Origin of the sequence: Deinococcus psychrotolerans (genome assembly GCF_003860465.1) — a bacterium.
Classification (GTDB): Bacteria; Deinococcota; Deinococci; order Deinococcales; family Deinococcaceae; genus Deinococcus; species Deinococcus psychrotolerans.
The window spans coordinates 157,852-175,321 of the sequence record NZ_CP034183.1 but is presented as its reverse complement, the minus strand read 5'-3'; the positions used below and the strand labels follow the sequence as shown (position 1 = coordinate 175,321).

Annotated in this window: 17 protein-coding genes; 9 read left to right on the top strand and 8 right to left on the bottom strand. The window is 61.2% G+C overall.

What is annotated here, in order from left to right:
• Position 1 precedes the first annotated feature (1 nt).
• From EHF33_RS00910 to EHF33_RS00900, 3 genes are all read right to left on the bottom strand, one after another.
• Complete coding sequence (locus tag EHF33_RS00910; protein WP_124867205.1) at positions 2-1,282, bottom strand: hypothetical protein; 1,281 nt, start codon at positions 1,280-1,282, stop codon at positions 2-4.
• Positions 1,282-2,583, bottom strand: coding sequence for a homoaconitate hydratase family protein (locus EHF33_RS00905; protein ID WP_124867204.1), 1,302 nt, complete (start codon positions 2,581-2,583; stop codon positions 1,282-1,284). The genes EHF33_RS00910 and EHF33_RS00905 overlap by 1 nt, the downstream gene beginning before the upstream one ends.
• Positions 2,584-2,897: 314 nt before the next feature.
• A complete protein-coding gene (locus EHF33_RS00900) occupies positions 2,898-4,268 on the bottom strand; it encodes an MFS transporter (protein ID WP_124867203.1) in 1,371 nt (456 codons plus the stop codon).
• Positions 4,269-4,575: 307 nt separating this feature from the next.
• On the opposite strand from EHF33_RS00900, the gene EHF33_RS00895 reads away from it, so the two are divergent.
• Positions 4,576-5,616, top strand: coding sequence for a C40 family peptidase (locus EHF33_RS00895; RefSeq protein ID WP_164473372.1), 1,041 nt, complete (start codon positions 4,576-4,578; stop codon positions 5,614-5,616).
• 68 nt (positions 5,617-5,684) lie between these two features.
• Here the strand turns inward: EHF33_RS00895 and EHF33_RS00890 are convergent, their stop codons facing one another.
• Positions 5,685-6,119, bottom strand: a complete 435-nt coding sequence (locus tag EHF33_RS00890; RefSeq protein WP_124867201.1) for a M67 family metallopeptidase — start codon at positions 6,117-6,119, stop codon at positions 5,685-5,687.
• Positions 6,120-6,230: 111 nt separating this feature from the next.
• Between EHF33_RS00890 and EHF33_RS00885 the strand changes: the two genes are divergently transcribed.
• The 3 genes from EHF33_RS00885 to EHF33_RS00875 all read left to right on the top strand — a co-directional run bounded on the left by EHF33_RS00885 (position 6,231) and on the right by EHF33_RS00875 (position 11,000).
• Positions 6,231-9,290: an FtsK/SpoIIIE family DNA translocase gene (locus tag EHF33_RS00885; RefSeq protein ID WP_124867200.1), complete on the top strand. Its 3,060-nt coding sequence runs from the start codon at positions 6,231-6,233 to the stop codon at positions 9,288-9,290.
• 131 nt (positions 9,291-9,421) lie between these two features.
• Positions 9,422-10,141: a heat shock protein transcriptional repressor HspR, fused homodimer type gene (gene hspR, locus EHF33_RS00880; protein ID WP_124867199.1), complete on the top strand. Its 720-nt coding sequence runs from the start codon at positions 9,422-9,424 to the stop codon at positions 10,139-10,141.
• 28 nt (positions 10,142-10,169) lie between these two features.
• Positions 10,170-11,000 carry a metallophosphoesterase gene (locus EHF33_RS00875; RefSeq protein WP_124872656.1) on the top strand — a complete coding sequence of 277 codons (831 nt, stop codon included), beginning with the start codon at positions 10,170-10,172 and terminating at the stop codon, positions 10,998-11,000.
• An 8-nt stretch (positions 11,001-11,008) separates the two neighbouring features.
• Here the strand turns inward: EHF33_RS00875 and EHF33_RS00870 are convergent, their stop codons facing one another.
• Both EHF33_RS00870 and gltX read right to left on the bottom strand, forming a co-directional pair.
• Positions 11,009-11,497 carry a peroxiredoxin family protein gene (locus EHF33_RS00870; protein ID WP_124867198.1) on the bottom strand — a complete coding sequence of 163 codons (489 nt, stop codon included), beginning with the start codon at positions 11,495-11,497 and terminating at the stop codon, positions 11,009-11,011.
• A 41-nt stretch (positions 11,498-11,538) separates the two neighbouring features.
• Complete coding sequence (gene gltX, locus EHF33_RS00865; RefSeq protein ID WP_206431589.1) at positions 11,539-13,032, bottom strand: glutamate--tRNA ligase; 1,494 nt, start codon at positions 13,030-13,032, stop codon at positions 11,539-11,541.
• A 59-nt stretch (positions 13,033-13,091) separates the two neighbouring features.
• Between gltX and EHF33_RS00860 the strand changes: the two genes are divergently transcribed.
• Both EHF33_RS00860 and EHF33_RS00855 read left to right on the top strand, forming a co-directional pair.
• On the top strand, positions 13,092-13,475 hold the full coding sequence (locus EHF33_RS00860; protein WP_124867197.1) for a 4a-hydroxytetrahydrobiopterin dehydratase: 384 nt from the start codon (positions 13,092-13,094) through the stop codon (positions 13,473-13,475).
• Positions 13,472-13,921 (top strand): acyl-CoA thioesterase, encoded by a 450-nt coding sequence (locus EHF33_RS00855; protein WP_124867196.1) that lies wholly within the window; start codon positions 13,472-13,474, stop codon positions 13,919-13,921. Before EHF33_RS00860 ends, EHF33_RS00855 begins: the two co-directional genes overlap by 4 nt.
• Before the next feature lie 106 nt (positions 13,922-14,027).
• Here the strand turns inward: EHF33_RS00855 and EHF33_RS20975 are convergent, their stop codons facing one another.
• Positions 14,028-14,192, bottom strand: coding sequence for a hypothetical protein (locus EHF33_RS20975; protein ID WP_164473371.1), 165 nt, complete (start codon positions 14,190-14,192; stop codon positions 14,028-14,030).
• A 268-nt stretch (positions 14,193-14,460) separates the two neighbouring features.
• On the opposite strand from EHF33_RS20975, the gene EHF33_RS00850 reads away from it, so the two are divergent.
• The 3 genes from EHF33_RS00850 (at position 14,461) to EHF33_RS00840 (ending at position 16,942) form a co-directional block, all read left to right on the top strand.
• Positions 14,461-14,820, top strand: coding sequence for a phage holin family protein (locus tag EHF33_RS00850; RefSeq protein ID WP_338135028.1), 360 nt, complete (start codon positions 14,461-14,463; stop codon positions 14,818-14,820).
• Positions 14,821-14,895: 75 nt separating this feature from the next.
• Positions 14,896-15,804: a pantoate--beta-alanine ligase gene (gene panC / locus EHF33_RS00845; protein WP_124867195.1), complete on the top strand. Its 909-nt coding sequence runs from the start codon at positions 14,896-14,898 to the stop codon at positions 15,802-15,804.
• A gap of 64 nt (positions 15,805-15,868) precedes the next feature.
• Entirely contained in the window at positions 15,869-16,942 is a 1,074-nt protein-coding gene (locus EHF33_RS00840; protein WP_124867194.1) for a type IV pilus twitching motility protein PilT, read from the top strand.
• 14 nt (positions 16,943-16,956) lie between these two features.
• Here EHF33_RS00840 and EHF33_RS00835 read toward each other — a convergent pair whose 3' ends face one another.
• On the bottom strand, positions 16,957-17,439 hold the full coding sequence (locus tag EHF33_RS00835) for a DUF664 domain-containing protein (RefSeq protein ID WP_124867193.1): 483 nt from the start codon (positions 17,437-17,439) through the stop codon (positions 16,957-16,959).
• Positions 17,440-17,470: the final 31 nt, after the last annotated feature.

Below are 17,470 nucleotides of genomic sequence, written 5' to 3'. Positions count from 1 at the left end.
TTTACTGTTCCTCGCTGGCGCTCATGAGTTCATCCGGCAAATCTTCGTAGAGATCGTGCCAAGTCTCGCCGTCAAAGCTGATCTCGTCTTCGATGACCTGAGCTTCAAATGAATCGCCGCCGTCTTCATCCTCGTAGAGATCGTTCGGCACATTGATCTTGATGGCTTGGACTTGCGGCAAGTCCTGATTTTCGTCTTCAATTTCGTAGAACGATTTCAGCACGCCCTCGGTGTAGCTTTTCCAGTTTTGTGGGTCGTCCGCTCCGGTGTATTTTTGCAAGTCGGCGCTCAGGCGCGGCGCGAGCGAAGCGTCTAAAGCGTCCTTGGGCCAGTCCATCCGCCCATCCGCCCAGATGGTCGCCGTGAAGGTGTCCACGTCGGTGAAATCACCAAATTCACCGTCATCGTCTTCCGGTTCATTCACCGGATAGTCTTGCCACGTTTGGCCGCCGTCAAGCGAGTAGGCTTGCTCCTCGGCCAGCGGATAAACCTCGAACGGGCCCACGAAGTCAAAGGGCGGGGCAAAAAACGATCTCAGCGGCGCGGGCTGGCGAAGCTCGAAGCCGGATTTGAGGGCGTTAGGCGTTTGGGCAGCATCCGTTTGGGCCTCGCCTGTTTGAATTTCGTCTGGGTCTTGCTCCAAGCGCTCGGCGTGAATCTCGGCCCACTCTTCAGGCGTTTCACCGTGCCAGCGCTGAACAAACGTCGTCAGCGCGTTCTTGAGTTCTTCCGGCGGCTGGGGCGTCCAGGTGATTGAGCCGTCACTGGACTGCTCAGCGCTGTAGCGGCCTACCCCATCGCCCTCAAGCTGCAAGGCGGGATGCTGAAAAAGGTAGCCGAGCATCTCGGCAGGGTCTTCCGGCTCGGAGAACTGCTGCCAGCTTTGATTCTCAAAGGCGTGCTGGCGGCTGCGGATTTTGACCCACGTGTTTTCAGCGCCTTCCACTTTGATTTCGCCGGGTTCATCTTGGTGATTACCCGCAGGCCACACCGCCAGCTCGCCCAGAATGCGGCGGCGCGGCGGCACGGGAATTTTTTCCACGTCCTCGCGGGTGATCAAGCGCTCTTCCGGCATTCCCGCCGAGACGAAGTCGGTGCGGTACATCTGATCCCAGTACGCGCCGCGCGGCAAGTGCTCCAGCGCCTTGATGATCTGCTGGCGCTGCACCTGACCCTCGGGCAAGCTCACCGGGGTCAGTTCACCTTCGCGGTCGAGCAAAACTTCAAAAGGATAGACGGTGGGCATCAACCCCAAAGCTTTACGGCGTTTGGCGTCTCCCATCAGTCTGCCGCCCCGCCCGTCACTTGGCCGAGCGTATGGTTGTAGGCGCGGGGATCGGCGATAAAGCCCGCCACCGCGCTGGCCGCCACCGTCGCGGGCGAGGCCAGATAAATGGCCGCCGAAGGATCGCCCATGCGGCCCACGAAGTTGCGGTTGGTGCTCGAAATACACACGTCGTTCGGCCCCAGCACACCCGAGTGCATGCCCAAACACGCGCCGCATGACGGATAAGAGACACTCGCGCCCGCGTCCACGAAGATTTCGAGCAGGCCTTCTTGCGCCGCTTGCTTCCAGATCAGTTGGGTGGCCGGAACCACGATCATCTGCACACCCTCGGCGACTTTGTTGCCTTTCAGAATGCGGGCCACGTCGCGCAAATCAGAGATGCGCCCGTTGGTGCAGCTTCCGACATAAGCGTGGGTCACGGGGATGTGGTCGCTGCCGGCCACTCGTCCGTTGCTGGGAATGTTCGGGTAGGCCACCGTCGGCTCGACCTGGCTGGCGTCCACCTCAACCACCACTTTGTATTTGGCGTCGGGATCGGACTGGTACTCGGTGTACTGATCGGGGGTCACGCCGCGCTCGGCCATGTAAGCGCGGGTGGTGTCGTCCACGGCGACGATGCCGGTTTTGCCGCCCGCTTCGATGGCCATGTTCGCCAGAGTAAAACGGCCTTCCATATCGAGGTTGTCGATATAGTCACCGACCCACTCCATCACCAGGTAGTTGGCTCCGTCGGCTCCGATGCGCTTGATGACTTCCAGCACGATGTCTTTGGGGGTGACGCCCTGCTGGGTCTGGCCAGTGACTTTAATTAGCATGGTTTCGGGAACTTTGAACCAGACCATGCCCGCGTAGATGGCTCCGGCGAGGTCGGTGCTGCCGACACCTGTGGCAAATGTTCCGAGCGCTCCGGCGTTGCAGGTGTGCGAGTCGCCAGACACCAGCGTTTGGCCGGGCTTCATCAGGCCGGTATTTTCGAGAACGACGTGGGCAATGCCGCCGCGCCCCACGTCGTAAAAGTGCTTGATGCCTTTTTCTTTGACCCAGCTCTTGAGCTTTTGGTACATCTGGGCGGCTTTAATATTCATGGCCGGAACCGAGTGATCCGGCACCGCCACGATTTGATCGGGGTTAAAGACCCTGTCCATGCCGCGCTCTTCGAGCATCCGCAGGGCGGCGGGAGTGGTGATCTCATGGCACAGCACCCAATCGGTTTGGCACTCGATGAGTTGGCCCGGCGTGAGGGTGGTATGGCCGCTGTGGGCCGCCAGAATTTTTTCGGCAATCGTCATTCCCATGTGCTTGCTCCTCCTCCCAGCTCCCGCCCATAAAAAGTCCCCGAACTGCGAGTGAGTTCGGGGACGGTGGACGAACGCGAGGGCCTGCGCTCACCGCCCCGAGCAAAGAAGAAGCACGCCTTTGTGGGCGTCTCCGGCTTGGCGGGCGGTCAACATGCTGAGCAGTCTAGTGCTTTGGGAGCGGGGGGGCAAGGGCGAGGAGAGGAAGCAGAAAAGAAAACGAGAAAGCAGGCGGTAGCGTCAACTTGGGAGAATATTTTCAAGATCTTTCACAATCAACCGTCCTTCCCCAAATCAAGAATAGGCGAACTGTTTCATCGCTTCTCCCCCATCACTGGCGCTTGCATCGGCTTTTTACCGGCCTCCAGCGTTCCAGCTTGCACGGCCTGGGCCACTTCCAGCGGTGTTTCGGCGCGGGTCATGCCTTTAGGCAACCGCCGCCAGACCGCCACCACTGCCAGCAGCGCCAGCACTCCCACCACGATCAGCCCCTGACGCGGCCCCAGCGGGCCAGATTTGTCAATCAGGTAACTGACCAGCAAAGCTCCGGGCGGCCCCATTCCGGCCAGCACCAGCGAATACAGGCTCATCACGCGGCCCCGCAGGGCGTTGGGCACGGTGAGCTGAACGGTGCTGTTGGCGCTGATCAAAAAAGTCAGCATCCCGAAGCCGCAAACGGCCAGCACCAGCGAGGCCAGCAAAGCCGAGGGCGTCAGCGCAAAGACTGCCAAACTGATAATCAAAATTATTGCGCCGGAACGCAAATTTTTGGCTGGATCGGCCTGCGAGGCTTGCCACAGCGCCCCCACCATCGCGCCCACCCCGAACGCGGCGTTCATGGCCCCAAAGCCGCCCTCGCGCAGGTTATAGACCGCGCGAGCAAAATACGGAATGATCACGTTGAAATTGATGGCTGTTAAGCTCAGCAGCGCCACCAGCACCATCGTCATGGCGATATTGGGCGTGGCACGCACATAGCGCAGGCCCTCTTTGATGTCGTCGATGACCGCCCGCTGCCCGCCCACTTCACGCGCCGGAAATGGCAAAGTCGCCAGCACGTAAATCACCAAACCGAACGACACCACGTTCAGGTAAAAGGGAAACGCGAGGCCCTCGATGGAGCTGCTGGCTGCCCCGCGCCCGGCGAACAAAGCCACGCCCAGCGCCGCCACTCCGCCGAATACCGCCTGCCCCAAAGTGCGCGAGACATTAAACGACAAGCTGTTGAGCGCCACCGCGTTGGGCACGTCCTCACGCGGCACGAAGTCCACCACCATACTTTGACGGGCCGGCATGTCAAAGGCGTTGGCTATCCCGCTGATCCCCGCCAAGATCAGCACCAGCTCGAAGCTGACCAAGCCGAGGTGGGTGGTGATGGCCAAGATGATGGCGGTGATCATCAAGGTGATCTGGGTCGACATCAGCACTCGGCGGCGCGGCACCCGGTCAACAATGGCTCCGGCAAACAGCGACAGCAGCAAACTCGGGGTGAACTGGGCCGCCGTGACCCACCCCAGAGCCGCCGCGTTGTTGTTGGTCAGTTCTAAAACCAAGTACGACTGGGCCGTGGACTGCATCCAGGATCCCACCAAGCTGAGAAGCTGTGAAAACCAGTACCGGCGGTAATTGGGATGGCGCAGAGCGCGGAAAGTCTTGACGCGCCACGCCTGAGCGGCAACGAGCATGAGTTTACCGTGCGCCCGCATCAGATTGGAAACATGAGTGCCGGTGAAACTCAGCTTGTCTCACCCCAAATGCCCCCCGTCAGCGTCTTTAGGAAGCTTGATCTGGGTCTCACATTCTACCGTGAACCGTGTTACACTAGGCCAAAGCTTCACTGGACATTCATCTGCGCTTCCCCCGCATCTTCCACCCCGAACCGCCGCGCCGAAGGCCCCAGCCGCTGCACTTTGAGCACTGACCGCCTGCCAGCCAACCGAGGTCTCCGTGTTGAGAACGCCAACGTGCCGAACTTTCCTGAGCTGCCTCTCATTGGGCAGGCCCTTAACGAGCTGGACTTTACCGCGCCGAACGCTGGTCTGCGCTTCTCTCCTACTCCCCGGCCTCGCGCTGGCGTCCAGCGGCTCCGCTGCAAGCTCGGCAAGTTCGTTTCCGGCGGGCCTGAGCATCAAAGTGCAGCCCAAAGACACCGCCTACAGCTTGGCCAAAAAGTACAACCTCAGCGTAGATTCGCTGCTCAGCCTCAACAATCTCAGCTCTTCAAATTTAACGGTTGGACAACTCCTGCTCGTGTCGCCCCCGACGTACACCGTCACCAAGGGCGACACGGCTTTTTCAATTGCACGCAAAAACAACTTGACGGTCGACGCTCTGCTCAGCCTCAACAACCTCAGCAGCACCAAAGTCAACTTGGGGCAGGTGCTGAAAGTGGTGGCCGTGAGCGCTTCCACCGCAAACTTGGCCAGCGGCGCGGCGAGCAGCAGCGCGGTCAGTGTGGCCAGCACCGTGATCAGCTCCAGCATCACCGTGACGCCCGCTGCCGCTGCCGTGCCGCCCGTGAGCTACGCGCAGGAAGCGCCGCCCAGCACCCTGCTGGAAGCCGCGCTGACCCCGCCCGTTCAGACCACCACCGCCAGCATCATCACCACCTTGCCGCCCACCGCCTCCGCTGACTCGCCCAGTCTCAGCACCGACTGGCTCAGCAATGCCCAGGGCCTTTTGGGCGTGCCTTATGTCTACGGCGGCAAAAGCCGGAGCGGTACCGATTGCAGCGGCTTTGTCTTGCAAGTGTTCACGCCGCTGGGCCTGAGCTTGCCGCGCGTCAGCGCCGATCAAGCCCAGGTCGGGGTTTCGGTGGAGCGCTCGAATCTTCAGAGCGGCGACTTGGTGTTCTTCGATACCGAGGGGCGCGGCAAAGTCACCCACGTCGGCATCGTGGTGGACGGCAACAGTTTTATCAATGCCAATTCATTCGCGGGCCGCGTCACCATCGACGACCTCAGCAGCCGCTACTGGGCCACCCGTTACCTCGGCGCGAGGCGCGTGCTGGGCGTGATGGCCGCCAGCCACTAAATACCGGCTCCTAACAACGAAGTTGGGAAGAACAGGACTTGGAGCGGGGGGATGGAATTTCTCCCGCTCTACTCGTCTGGCCTCAATTCGCACTCCACTCCCTCTGGCAACAGATAAGCACTCAGGTGGCCGCTGAAGAGATCGGCGATAAGGTACGGCACGTCGTAAGCAGCCTGCTGCTGGTCAGTAAGGCTGAAGTGGGCTGGGCCGTGCGGGTGGCTGTGATAGATGGCCACCAGCTCCAGCGCCTCTGCCCGCATGGATTTCAGAGCCCGCAGCAGGCCCGCCGCTTCGGCCAGGTACTCGCGCTGGGGGTGGGCGGCTCGGTTGACCAGCGGATACAGCCTGCTGGCCTGCCACCCACCACCCGCCACCGACCAATCGCCCACCTGCCACCCGCCCAACACGCCAACGCATTCCTGCGGCGCATCTCGGCGGGCGTGTTGCCAGAGCTGAGTTTCAAGTCGCCTTGGTAGCAGCAAGCGGGGCGCAGCGTCAGACATCTGCCCAGCTTGCACCGCCGGACGCGGGCGAAACAAGTTGGCAAGTCTTACATGTGAAGGCCTCCAGCAAGCCCAAAGCCAAAACCAGTCCTCAGCCGCTAAACTAATCTCATGACCACCAAGAAACGCGCCAAACCCGTCCAGAACCGCTTTGACGGAGAAGCCTTCGGCTTGGTGCTGTTCGCGCTGGGGATTTTTTTGATCGTGACGCTGGTGTTGCCCACGCAGGGAGCCGGATTCATGTCGCAGGCCCACGCGCTGCTGATGACCTGGCTGGCGTGGGGCAGCTACACCTTGCCGCTGGTGCCGCTGTGTTACGGCATTCTCATTTTCCTGAACAAGGATCTGCGAAACCTCACCCGCCGCCTGCTGGGGGCGGCCGTGGTGGTGGTGTCGCTGCTGGCCCTAGAGGGCGTCATTTGGCCGGGCGCGGCGGGCAAACTCGCCGCTCTGGCGGTCAGTCCGCTTCAGCCCCTGTCGTACGCAGCGGCGCTGCTTCCTCTCGTCACCTTGACGCTCGGCTGCGAGTTGGTGCTGGGAATGCCGGCGCTGAGCCTACTCAAAGGTTTTTTTCGTGGCCTCAGCGCCGGAGTGGGCGTTGTGCTGGGCTGGGGCCAAGCCGCCGTAGAAACCCGCCAGGAAGGCAAAGAAACCGCCCAGCAGCGCCAGCACATGCGCCAGCACCTCTCGTCTCACAGCCGCAACCTGGAGACGCTGACCAAGCTGTATCCCGAAAGCCGCGAACTTCAAAGCTGGAAAAACGAAACAAAAGACGCCAGTAAGCAGGTGCGTGCGCTCGACGAACACGGCCTGAGAGACATGGAAGCCGACCTGAAGCACTGGCAAGACATCAGCAGTTCGTTTGTGCAGAGTGCCGGGCGCGACCTTCAAGCGGCGGTGAGCAGCGAAGCGCCGGACGCGGGCGCACAGGTCGAGGTGATGGCCCAAGACGTGCGCTCCAGCCGCCACGAACTCGGCCTAGAGTTGCCCTCCACGCTGGCCAGCGGGGCGCTGGAACGGCTGCGCCGCAGCATGATGATGGATCTCTACCGCCTCGCCGCCAAAGCTGCCAGCCTGGAGCGCGAGCGCGGGCGGGCCGCCAAAGCCTTGGAGAAACCCGATCCGGCATTGCTATCCCGCGAGCGCCCCGCCCACGCCCAGCGGGTGCAGAGCTGGCGCGAACTGAGTGAGGGCTACGCCGCTTGGAAGGAGCGCTCCGCCCTCTACGCTGGCTGGCCCGCACTGGCCCGCGCCTACGACGCTTCCCCGACCCGCCTCGCCGAAAACCTTGAGCAAGCCCTGCTGACCGACCCTGACGGCACCCTCAGCGAGCAGGCGGTTTGGCAGCAGCGCTTGGAAGAGGTGCAGCACGACAGCGGCACCCACACGCCGCTGATGGATTTTGATTTCGGCGGCCCAGCCGACTCTTTTTCTGCGTCGGAGCAGGCCCAAAGCGCCGGGTTCGGTGCGGATTTAACGTATCAACCGCCGCTGATGGACTTTCAGCTGGGCGGTCAACCCGCCGGGACTCAGGCAGCGCCAGCACAGGCGGCGGTCTTGGTGGCCTCCACATCGCCCGCCCAAACGGTAGGCAGCAGCAACGCCAGTACTTCTTTGCCGCAGCCATCGGGCCGCAAGCTGGAAGAAGACCACTTGCCCTGGGAGGAAGCGCCGCAGAGCCTGCCTCCCAAACGCAGCCGCCCGGCGCAGGGCGCTCTTGAACTGGCCATTCCGGGCACCGATTTGCTCGACCCGCTTCCGCCGGCACTCCACAACACCTTGCAGCTCGACATCTCGGCGCGGCAGCGGGCCGGCCTGATCAACGAAACGCTGGGACAGTTCGGCTTGTCGGCCAAAGTGGTGGACTTTGCACGCGGCCCCACCGTCACCCGCTACGAAATCGAGCCGGCTCCCGGCGAGAAGATCAGCCGGATTGCCAGCCTCAGCAACGACCTTGCCCGCGCCCTCGCCGTCGGCGGCGTGCGCGTCGAGGCTCCAGTACCGGGCAAAAGCGTGATCGGCCTCGAAGTCCCCAATGCCGAGCGCGAACCCGTCACCTTTCACACGGCGGTGGCGGCCAGCAGCTTTCAGAACACCCGCGCCCGCTTGCCGATCATTTTGGGCAAAAGCATCGACGGCGAACTGATGGTGGGTGACCTCGCCAAGATGCCGCACCTGCTGATCGCCGGTTCTACGGGGTCGGGCAAGTCGGTGTGTGTCAACACCCTGATCACCTCGCTGCTCTACAAATACCTGCCCACCGAGTTGCGCTTCTTGATGATCGATCCCAAGATGGTCGAACTCACGCCCTACGACGGCATTCCCCACTTGGTGCGCGGCGTCGTCACCAATCCGGTGGACGCGGCGGGCGTGCTGCTCGGCGCGGTGGCCCACATGGAGCGGCGCTACAAGATGATGTCGCAGGCCGGAGCCAAAAACTTGGAGCAGTACAACGCCAAGATGCGCCAGATCAACGAAACCGAGTTGCCGCACTTGGTGATTATCATCGACGAGCTGGCCGATTTGATGATCACCTCGCCCAAAGAAGTGGAGTCGGCCATTATGCGCCTCGCCCAAATGGCCCGCGCCACCGGAATGCACCTGGTGTTGGCCACCCAGCGCCCCAGCGTGGATATCTTGACCAGTTTGATTAAAGTCAACGTTCCGGCCCGCATTGCGTTTGCGGTCAGCAGTTCGCACGATTCGCGCACCATTTTGGACAGCATGGGAGCCGAGCGGCTGACCGGCATGGGCGACATGCTGTTTTATCAGCCGGGCTTGGTCAAGCCGATCCGCCTTCAGGGGCCGTATATCAGCGAGGACGAATCGAGCCGCATCACCGAAGAACTGCGCCGCCAAGTCTTTGACGACGCCTTCGTGGAACTCTACGGCCCCGACTTTGACGGCGGCATCGAAGCGGGCGGCCCCAGCCACGACAAAAGCAACATGGACTTTTCTGACCCGCTGCTGCGCCAAGCCGCTGAAATCTGCATCGAGGAAGGCCAGGGCAGTGTCAGCCGCTTGCAGCGCCGCCTCTCGGTGGGCCACGCCAGAGCCGGCAAGCTGATGGATTTGCTGGAGGCGATGGGCATTGTCAGCAAGCACCAAGGCAGCAAACCGAGAGACATTTTGATTAACAGAGAAGATTTGCCGGAGTATTTTGGGAAATGAAGTGTCTGAGGCTGCGCCCTGCAAGTTTTGAACTAAAGGTGCTAGCGATACCCGCCCCGCTTGCCTCAAAGCTGCCGAGTACCCACTGCCCCCCAATCACACAATCTGCTTGAGGTATACTCAAGGAACCGATGGCCTCCGACACCAAGCAACGCCCCGTCTACGTCATCAGCATTGCCGCTGAATTGGTGGATATGCACCCACAGACCTTGCGCTTGTATGAGCGCAAGGGCCTGATTCGTCCGGGACGCACCAGCGGTAAAACGCGGCTGTATTCCGAGCGCGACATCGAGCATTTGCGCGAAATTCGGCGGCTGACGCAGGAGTTGGGCGTCAACTTGGCGGGCGTGGAAGAAGTCATGCGGCTGCAACACGAACTCGACGACATGCAAGACGAGCTGGAGCAAGAGATCGAGCGAATCGAAAACGAGATTCGCGCTCAGGTCGCTCAGCCGCTGCCGGCGCTGGGGCAAACGCTCGATTCCAAAGACCGGCCCGTGTATGTGATCAGCATTGCTGCCGAGCTGGTGGACATGCACCCGCAGACTCTGCGCTTATATGAACGCAAGGGCCTGATTCGTCCAGGACGCAGCAGCGGCAAGACCCGGCTGTATTCGGAGCGCGACATAGACCACTTGCGCGAAATCCGGCGACTGACTCAGGAATTAGGCGTTAATCTGGCAGGCGTGGAAGAAATCATGCGTCTGAGATTTGAACTTGACGCCAACCGGGGCCGCCTGGAAAACCGGATTGCCGATATCCAGCAAGACATCACTGAGCGGATGACCCGGTGGCGCGAACTGCCCGCCCCGCCCCACAGCCACTCGGAGGCGGACGACACCAGTGAGTGAGTGGCCCGCACCCAGCACCATTTTGCCGATGTCCGAGACCCTCTGGGTGGTGGGAGACATTCACGGCGCACTCAGCAAGCTCAAGCTGCTGCTGCTGCGCTCTGGCCTGACCGATTTTGACGGCTCATGGCGCGGGGGCGCGGCGCACCTGGTCTTTCTGGGCGATTACCTCGACCGGGGCGAAGACGGCGCGGGCGTACTGCGCCTGATACGTACTTTGCAGCGCCAAGCCTTGCTGGCCGGCGGGCGGGTCGACGCGCTGCTCGGCAACCATGAAGTGATGTTTTTGGCGGCCATGCTGTTTCGGCAAAAAGACCCGAGGGACGAACACGGCTTTTACGAGTACTGGCACAGCAACGGCGGTCAGCCGCGCGACATGACCTTAATCGAACCCGGCGACCTCGGCTGGCTCTCGGAGCGCCCCGCCATGCTGCGGGTCGGGCCGTGGCTGATGCAGCACGCCGACAGCGCCATGTATCTCAAGCTGGCTCCCAGCATTCCTGAGGTCAATGCGGCGGTGGCCAGCAAACTTCAGTCCACGGAGCCCAGAGTCTGGCAGGAGTTTCTCAGCGCCTTTGCCGCCCGCTTCGCCTTCGCGGGCCAAGACGGCGCACCCCTGATTCAGCGGGTACTCAGCACCTTTGGCGCGGAACGCATCGTGCACGGACACACGCCCATCAATTTGCTGCTCGGCACTTCCGGCGAAGAACCGGGTGCGCCGCTGCCTTACGCTTCCCGCCTGTGCCTAGACATCGACAGCGCCATGGCCTACATCCCCGGCGCGGGCTTCATGACCCGCCTCGATAATGAGGGCATCGCCGAAGTGGTGCCTTACCCGCCGCTGAGTTTTGCGCGGTGAGGGTGAGCTTAGCCCAGCAGCACGGCAAACTTATTTTTCAAATATTCACCGTAAATGTCCGGCTTGGCCCGGTTGCCCACATCTTTGAGCACAATCTTGCCTTCCGAATTGATCAGCACAAGTGACGGATACGTCCCGATTTGGTAAGCGGTGTTGATTGGCCCGCCGAAATCCAAGATGTTGCCGCGCTGAGCGTAGATGGTTTGGTCTTCGGGGGCGTCCGACTTGGTGTACCTGTCCACGATGAGCAGATCCACGCCTGACTGATGACAAGCTGCCGCCACCTGCATATCGATCAAACCGCAAACCGTGCAGCCCCGCGTGCGGAAATAAAGCAGGGTGTTGCGGGCAGGCTCCAGCGGAAGCTGCGGCAGCCTCGGCGCGGCCCTGCCCAGCCATTTTCGGGCCAACAAACCGGAAGTCAGCACTGTCCACAGACTTGGGCTTGAGGTGTCGCCGCCGTTGCCAGTCCGCTGAATCTTGATTTTGAGGCCCATCGGTACCCTCCCCTTTACGCCCGCCCGCTAAGCTCAGCTCGTCACTGGCCTTCCATCACCCGCTCCAGCCGCCTCAGCACCCGCTCCTTGCCCAGCGCTTCGAGCATTTCAAACAGGCCGGGGCTTTCGCTGGTTCCGGCAATGGCGGCCCGCAGCGGCTGCATCACCTTGCCCGCTTTCAGGCCCTCGGTTTCGGCCAGCCCGCGCAGCGCGGCGTCGGTGGTGTCATGGGCGAAATCCGGCAGCGCCGTCAAGGTGGCTTGCAGCTTGGGCAAGAGTTCGCGCCCATCGGCAATCAGCTTGGCGGCCTTGTCGTTGATGCTGTAATCCTCGGTAAAGAAATACGGCGTTTTTTCCCAGAACTCGGCCAAAGTTTCAAAGCGCGGCAGCATCATAGCGGCCACCGCATGAAAGTAAGCGTTGTTGGCAATGCCTTCCGTGTAGCCCTGCTCGGTGCCGAAAGCGTGCAAACGCTGCGTCACGTCGTCCAAGCTCAGCACCTCGCGGATGTATTTGCCGTTGAGCCAGCGCAGCTTGTCGAGGTCGAAAGTCGAGCCGCCCAGAGACACCCGCTCCCAAGTGAAGTGCTCCACCATCTCGGCAGGCGAGAAAACTTCCTGCGCCGCACCGTCTTCGCCGCTGGGCATGCTCCAGCCCATCATGCCGAGGTAATTGAGCAGGGCTTCGGGCAAAATACCCATCTTGCGGAAGTCCTCGACGCTGGGATCGCCCCGACGCTTGCTGTACTTTTTGCCGCCTTTGGAGAGCAGCCAGGGGGTGTGAATCCACTCCGGCTCATTCCAGCCCAGCCCCTGCAAAATCAGCTTGTGCACCGGGGTGCTGGTCAGCCACTCCTCGGCGCGGATAACGTGCGTGACGCCCATCAGGTGATCGTCCACCATCGCCGCGAGGTGATACGTCGGAAAGCCGTCGCGTTTGAGCAGCACTTTGTCGTCCAGCTCAGCATTGTTGAAGACCACATCGCCGCGTAGGCGATCACGCACCACCGTTTGGCCCTCCGTCGGCGCGGCCAGCCGAATCACGAACGCCTCTCCATTCTCAGCGCGGCGCTCCGATTCCTCGCGGCTGAGTGAGCGGTCACGCCGGTCATAGCCCAGAAAACTGTCTTTGCGGGCTTCGGCAGCTTTGCGGCGCTCGTCGAGCTCTTCAGGGGTATCGAAGGCCCGGTACGCCGCGCCGCTCTCCAGCAGTTGCTCGGCGTACGTTCGGTGCAACTCGGCCCGCTTCGACTGGATATACGGGCCGAATTCATCTTCCTTTCTGGGGCTAGCGTCCGACTTAAGGCCGTCCCAGACGCCGCCGAGCCAATCGAGCATATCCAGAATGCGGCCTTCGGAAGCGGCGTTGTAGCGGCTCCGATCAGTATCTTCTAGGCGCACCACGAATTTGCCGCCGTGCTGACGGGCAAACACCGCGTTGAAGAGGGCTTGGTAAGCGGTGCCGATGTGCGGATCGCCGGTGGGACTGGGCGCGATGCGCGTCACTACCGGGGAAGTGGCCATTTGAGCAGACATAAGCCGCAGGATAGCGCTTGTGGGGCCGTAAGCCGCGTCCGGTACGCTACCCTGTGAACATGACTTCAGATGCTCCCAAACCCGAACAAGGAAGGCCCGAACGCCTCAGCGAAGGCGACGTTCTCGACCACAAACCTGAAGGCTGGTGGGGCGATCACGGGCTGATCTACCGGCTGTTTGAATTTGAAACCTACCAAGCGGGCATGGACTTCGCCGTGCGGGTGGCAGAACTCGCCGAAGCGCAAAACCACCACCCGGTCATCACGGTGATGTTCAAAAAAGTCAAGATCACTTACTCCACCCACGAAACGGGCAGCTTCATCAGCGGCGTCACTCAGCTCGATCTGGACGGCGCGGAAGCGGTCAACAGTTTGTTTGCGGTGGAGGGCGCTTCGACGCCGTATCTGAAAGCGCCGCCCCCGGGTGCAGCGGATCAGGGGTGAGTGCGCCGCTCACCGACCTCAGCGCTGAGCAAGCCGCCCACACCCTGCGAACCCACACCCTGCGCGTCTGCGTGCAGCCGGAAGACATCGACGAACTCAATCACGTCAACAACGTGGTGTATCTGGTGTGGTGCGAACTGGCCGCCCGCGCTCACTCCGACAGGGTCGGCATGACTCTGCCGCGCTTAATGAAACTCGGCGCGGTGGCGGTGGCGCGGCGGCACGACATCACTTACCACATTCCGGCCCTGCTCGGCGACGAAGTGGAAGTCTGGACGAATCTGGTGTCCAGCCAGGGCATTCGGGCGCGGCGCGAGTACACCCTGACCCGCGTCAGCGACCAAAAGCGCCTCGCCGAGTGCTTCACCGATTGGGTCTGGGTCGATCCGGTATCGGGCAGGCCCAAACGGCCCAACCCAGAAATCGTGGAAGCTTTCGGGTTCTAGAGTTTAGGGATTCTTAAGGGCCGCCTCAACAGAGTTTGCCTCCCCTTCAAGTTCAAAAAGGGAGGCAAACTTTGTTGAAGTTGAGCAGCGCTGAAGAACAGCCGCTTCATCCAGCATGTTGGAACTGGGCCATACGGGCGAAAAGCCGCCTCAGCCGTTGCTCCAAACGGGTCAGAACTGGCCCGAACGTGCCTTGAGACGGCGCGTTACGCAACCCTGCCGCTTCTTGCAAACGGGCTTTGGTCAAAAGATCAAGGTCAGACGCATACATAAGGGCATTCTAATCTTTTATTTGCCCCTTTATTCCGCCAAAAGGAACAAACTGAGCGGTTAAAGCCGAAACCGTTTTAAAATCTCAAATGCAAGGCGGGAATAAGCGTTGATTCTTTTAAGTGTTTGTTCTCGGCACGGCTCTCGACGCCGAAGCTCACTCAACTTGGCGTTTGAAAAGTCGCGCCGCGACGCCTAAGCTCAGCGCAAGCAAAGCGTTTGTTTAGAGAGAGCTGACCTACCGGGCGCGGGCCGTTAAGCTCAGCAGTATGCTGAATGCCTTTCTTAAGTTCTTGATCAGTGCGCTGGCGCTTTATTTGGTCACGAGGCTTTACAGCGGCGTGTCGTTTGAACCCGGCACCACTTGGCTGGGGGTGCTGATCGCTGCGCTGGTGATGGGTGTGATCAACGCCTTGATCCGCCCAATTTTGCTGCTGCTCACCTTGCCGATCAATGTGTTGACGCTGGGCCTGTTTACTTTGGTCATCAACGCCCTGATGCTGATGTTGGTCGCCGCCCTGAGCCCGCTCAATGTCAGCGGCTTCGGGGGCGCGTTCGTGGGGGCCATCATCTTGACGGTGCTCAACTGGCTCATCGATTTGGTGATGCCGGAAAAGCTTGAGCGCTAAAGAGCGCGGCGAAGTTGCTGAGAGCGCTTAGATGAATTTGAGTTGGTGCCGATCTCTGCTACTTTGCTTGGTGTGATGCAACTCGTCCACTCGCCCGCCGAGCTTCTCAGCGTCCTGCGGAAAGATCAAACCGGCACTCCCGAGTCGCTCGGCTTGGTGCCGACCATGGGAGCGCTCCACGCTGGACACACCGAACTCATTCGCCGCGCCCGCGCCGAGAACACCCGCGTGGTGCTGAGCCTTTTTGTCAATCCCTTGCAGTTCGGCCCGCACGAAGACTTTGCCGCTTATCCCCGCGACCTCGCGGGCGACGCGCGGATAGCCGAGGACGCCGGGGTGGACATTTTGTTTGCGCCGCCAGTAAGCCAGATGTACTCCTCCGGTTTTGCTTCGCGGGTCAGCGTGGAGGGGGTCTCGGAGGGCTTTGACGGTGCGTCGCGGCCCGGTCACTTTACGGGAGTGGCGACGGTGGTGCTCAAGCTGCTCAACCTGGTGCAGCCGACCCGGGCTTACTTCGGCGAAAAAGACTGGCAGCAACTCGCGGTGGTGCGCCGGATGGTGCGCGATTTGAATGTGCCGGTGGAGATCGTGGGCGTGCCGACGGTGCGCTCGGCGTTGCCGCATGAAACGGGACTGGCGCTCAGCAGCCGCAACACCTACCTGAGCGCCGAGCAGCGATCCCGGGCCGCCGTGCTTTCCCGGGCGCTCAGGGCTGCCCAAGCCCTTTACGCGGCGGGTGAGCGGCGCAGCAAAGCGCTCCTCGCTGCCGCCAGCGCCGAACTGGCGAGCGAAAGCGGCTTGACGCTGGATTACTTGGCCTTGGTGGACGGTGACATGAATGAGAGAGAATGGGTGGATAATGAGGGAGTGTCTGCCGAGTCTTTAGCTGAATACCGCTTGTTGGTGGCCGCCCGCCTGTTTGGTGTGCGCCTGATTGACAATATGCCGCTCATTTCCGCCGACGCGCTCACGGCAGCGCTGTGAATCAGGCGGCGCTGCGAATGTGGAGTTCCCGTGAAAAAAGCCGCGACGTGAAGTGGGTGAAGCCGTGAATCTCGACGAATTGCTGCGGCAAATGCTGTCGCGCCGCGTCAGCGACGTGCATTTGCAAGCGGGCAGCCCGCCGACAGGCCGAATCGACGGTCAATTGGTGCAGTTCGGCACCCAGGTGCTGATGCCGCCGGAAACGCAGGCGCTGGCCCAGAGCATTCTCAGCCCCGATCAGTGGGAGGAGTTCGAGTACCGCAACGAACTCGACACCGCCTACAGCGTGCGCGGCATGGGCCGCTTCCGCTGCAACGTGTTTCGTCAGCGCGGCGCGGTAGGCATCGTGATGCGGGTGGTCGGTGACAGCATTCCCAACTTCGAGTCCTTGGGCTTGCCGGTAGAGGTGCTGCGGAGTTTTTCGGAGATGTCACGCGGCCTGATTCTCATCACTGGGCCGACCGGATCGGGCAAGAGCACCACGATGGCCAGCATGGTTGATCACATCAACCGCAACTTTGCCTACAACATCATCACCATCGAAGACCCGATTGAGATTTTGCACCGCAACCAGCGCAGCATCGTGGCCCAGCGCGAAATCGGCTCGGACACCCGCGACTTTCGCACCGCCCTCAAATTCGCCATGCGCCAAGACCCCGACGTCATCCTCATCGGCGAGATGCGCGACAAGGAAACGGTGGAAGCCGCCCTGACCGCCGCCCAAACCGGACACTTGGTGCTCTCTACCCTGCACACCTTGGACGCTATGCGAACCATCAACCGCATCATCGACTTTTTTGCGCCGTATGAGCGCGACCAGATTCGGGTGCTGCTGGCCGAATCGCTGGTGGGCGTGGTCAGTCAGCGCCTGCTGCGGCGGGCCGACGGCGTGGGCCGGGTGCTGGGCCACGAAGTGCTGATCAACACACCACTCATCGCCGAATTTATCCGCGACGAAAGCCGCACCCACGAAATCAAAGACGCCTTGGTCGAAGACAACATCCGTGGGATGCACACCTTCGATCAAACTCTGCTGGAGCTGTACCGCAGCCAGATGATCACGCTGGAGGAAGCCAGCGACAACGCCAGCAGCCCCAGCGAGTTTAAGGTGATGGTCACGCGCTCCGGGATGCGCTGAGCTAAAGAACCGAGTCATTCTGGCCAAGCGCCGAGCCCTTGGCGCAAGGTCACGATTTGGCCGAGGTGGTAGGCGTTATGCACGGCGATATTCACCGCCAGCTTGTAGCCCACCGTCCAGCCGGGTTCGGTGTCGGTGGCCGGATAGATCAACTGTTCAAGGACTTCGGGCTGCTCGGCATAGTCGCAGAGCTGTTGAAGTACAGACATAAAAGCACTAACCAAGTCGTTCCAAACTTCTTCCGTCAGCTCTTCCTCAGTAAAATGCAGCCATTCACCGGGCAGCTTTTCGTCTCTCCCTTCAATCAGCTTTAAGTTGAACTCCATGTTCTGAGTCATGTGGGCCACGATCTCGGCGATGCTATGCGGCATGTGCGGCAGATGCGTGGCCGCTTGCTTGGCTTGCAAATGACCGGTGATCTGCTCAGCTGAAGCAAACTCAGTGTGGCCCAGCATGGCGCTCAGGGTGTCGGGCGGTGGCCCGCGCAAGATATTCATCCCCTAAGTTAGCGCCCGCGCTCTGCTAGCC

Bases quoted from the DNA above. Each gene is read 5' to 3' on its own strand.
- EHF33_RS00910 (WP_124867205.1), bottom strand. From the start codon at position 1,282: ATGGGAGACGCCAAACGCCGTAAAGCTTTGGGGTTGATGCCCACCGTC.
- EHF33_RS00905 (WP_124867204.1), bottom strand. From the start codon at position 2,583: ATGGGAATGACGATTGCCGAAAAAATTCTGGCGGCCCACAGCGGCCAT.
- EHF33_RS00900 (WP_124867203.1), bottom strand. From the start codon at position 4,268: ATGCTCGTTGCCGCTCAGGCGTGGCGCGTCAAGACTTTCCGCGCTCTG.
- EHF33_RS00890 (WP_124867201.1), bottom strand. From the start codon at position 6,119: ATGTCTGACGCTGCGCCCCGCTTGCTGCTACCAAGGCGACTTGAAACT.
- EHF33_RS00885 (WP_124867200.1), top strand. From the start codon at position 6,231: ATGACCACCAAGAAACGCGCCAAACCCGTCCAGAACCGCTTTGACGGA.
- hspR (WP_124867199.1), top strand. From the start codon at position 9,422: ATGGCCTCCGACACCAAGCAACGCCCCGTCTACGTCATCAGCATTGCC.
- EHF33_RS00875 (WP_124872656.1), top strand. From the start codon at position 10,170: ATGTCCGAGACCCTCTGGGTGGTGGGAGACATTCACGGCGCACTCAGC.
- EHF33_RS00870 (WP_124867198.1), bottom strand. From the start codon at position 11,497: ATGGGCCTCAAAATCAAGATTCAGCGGACTGGCAACGGCGGCGACACC.
- gltX (WP_206431589.1), bottom strand. From the start codon at position 13,032: ATGTCTGCTCAAATGGCCACTTCCCCGGTAGTGACGCGCATCGCGCCC.
- EHF33_RS00860 (WP_124867197.1), top strand. From the start codon at position 13,092: ATGACTTCAGATGCTCCCAAACCCGAACAAGGAAGGCCCGAACGCCTC.
- EHF33_RS20975 (WP_164473371.1), bottom strand. From the start codon at position 14,192: ATGTATGCGTCTGACCTTGATCTTTTGACCAAAGCCCGTTTGCAAGAA.
- EHF33_RS00850 (WP_338135028.1), top strand. From the start codon at position 14,461: ATGCTGAATGCCTTTCTTAAGTTCTTGATCAGTGCGCTGGCGCTTTAT.
- panC (WP_124867195.1), top strand. From the start codon at position 14,896: ATGCAACTCGTCCACTCGCCCGCCGAGCTTCTCAGCGTCCTGCGGAAA.
- EHF33_RS00835 (WP_124867193.1), bottom strand. From the start codon at position 17,439: ATGAATATCTTGCGCGGGCCACCGCCCGACACCCTGAGCGCCATGCTG.